The organism is Pseudomonas sp. PF05 (assembly GCF_056521845.1).
This window is the reverse complement of sequence record NZ_JBWLPW010000055.1, coordinates 1-1,657: the sequence shown is the minus strand read 5'-3', so window position 1 is coordinate 1,657 and position 1,657 is coordinate 1. Positions and strand designations below refer to the sequence as shown.

General features: G+C 61.0%; 1 protein-coding gene. It reads left to right on the top strand.

Annotated features, from left to right (window positions below; all coding sequences use genetic code 11):
- Positions 1 to 1,657: immunoglobulin-like domain-containing protein (locus AC09SL_RS29385; protein WP_479571992.1), on the top strand; the 1,657-nt coding region annotated here is incomplete at both ends.

Sequence of the window (1,657 nt, the reverse complement as noted above, 5' to 3'; positions counted from 1 at the left end):
AAGTACTACACCAGCAGTGACCGATGTCACCGACACCATCGACACCAGCACTGTTTCGCTCACAGCGACTTCGACTGTGGCCGAAGGTGGGACCGTGGTGTACACCGCTTCGGTCAATGCACCGGTCACTGACGCCCCACTCGTCGTAACGTTGAGCAACGGTCAGACCATTACCATTCCGGTCGGCGCCAGCAGCGGCACCGTGAACTTCGTTACGCCAAACGACGCCCTCGCAGGCGGCGACAACCTGAGCGTGAAGATCGACGACGCCCAGGGTGGCAACTACGAAAAACTGGACATCGACGCCACTCCAGCGGACACCACCGTTACCGATGTGCAGGACACCACCGGCCTGACGCTCTCGGCAACTGACACTGTCGCTGAAGGCGGTTCGATTGTTTACACCGCAACATTGACCAACGCTGCGGGCTCGCCTGTCACTGTGACCCTGAGCAACGGCGCGGTGATCAACATCGCAGCAGGCGCCACCACCGGCACCGTGACCGTCGACGCCCCAACAGACGACGTCTATAAAGACGCCGGCAAAGTTGAAGTCAGCATCGATAACGCCACGGGCGGCAACTTCGAAAACCTGGTGCCGAGCACCACGCCTGCGGTGACTGACGTCACCGACACCATCGACACCAGCACCGTTTCGCTCACTGCGACTTCGACGGTGGCCGAAGGTGGGGCCGTGGTTTACACCGCTTCGGTCAACGCCCCGGTAACTGGCGCTCCGTTGGTCGTTACCCTGTCGAACGGTCAAAGCATCACCATTCCGGTCGGCGCCAGCTCCTCTTCGGTGAACTTCGTTACGCCAAACGACGCCCTCGCAGGCGGCGACAACCTGAGCGTGAAGATCGACGACGCCCAGGGCGGCAACTACGAAAAACTGGACATCGACGCTACTCCGGCGGACACCACCGTTACCGATGTGCAGGACACTACCGGCCTGACCTTGAGTGCAACCGATACCGTTGCTGAAGGCGGTTCGATTGTTTACACCGCTACCCTGACCAACGCCGCTGGCTCGCCTGTTACTGTGACCCTGAACAACGGCGCCGTCATCAACATCGCAGCAGGCGCCACCACCGGCACCGTGACCGTCGACGCCCCAACAGACGACGTCTATAAAGACGCCGGCAAAGTCGAAGTCAGCATCGACAACGCCACTGGCGGTAACTTCGAGAACCTGGTGCCGAGCACCGCGCCTGCGGTGACTGACGTCACCGACACCATCGACACCAGCACCGTTTCGCTCACTGCGACCGCGAATGTCGCCGAAGGCGGTACTGTCGTTTACACCGCTTCGGTCAATGCTCCGGTCACTGACGCCCCGCTCGTCGTAACGTTGAGCAACGGCCAGACCATTACCATTCCGGTTGGCGCCAGCAGTGGCACCGTGAATTTCGTCACGCCAAACGACGCCCTCGCAGGCGGCGACAGCCTGAGCGTCAAAATCGACGACGCCCAGGGCGGCAACTACGAAAAACTGGACATCGACGCTACTCCAGCGGACACCACCGTTACCGATGTGCAGGACACCACTGGCCTGACGCTCTCGGCAACTGACACTGTCGCTGAAGGCGGTTCGATTGTTTACACCGCCACCCTGACCAACGCTGCGGGCTCGCCTGTCACTGTCACCCTGAGCAAT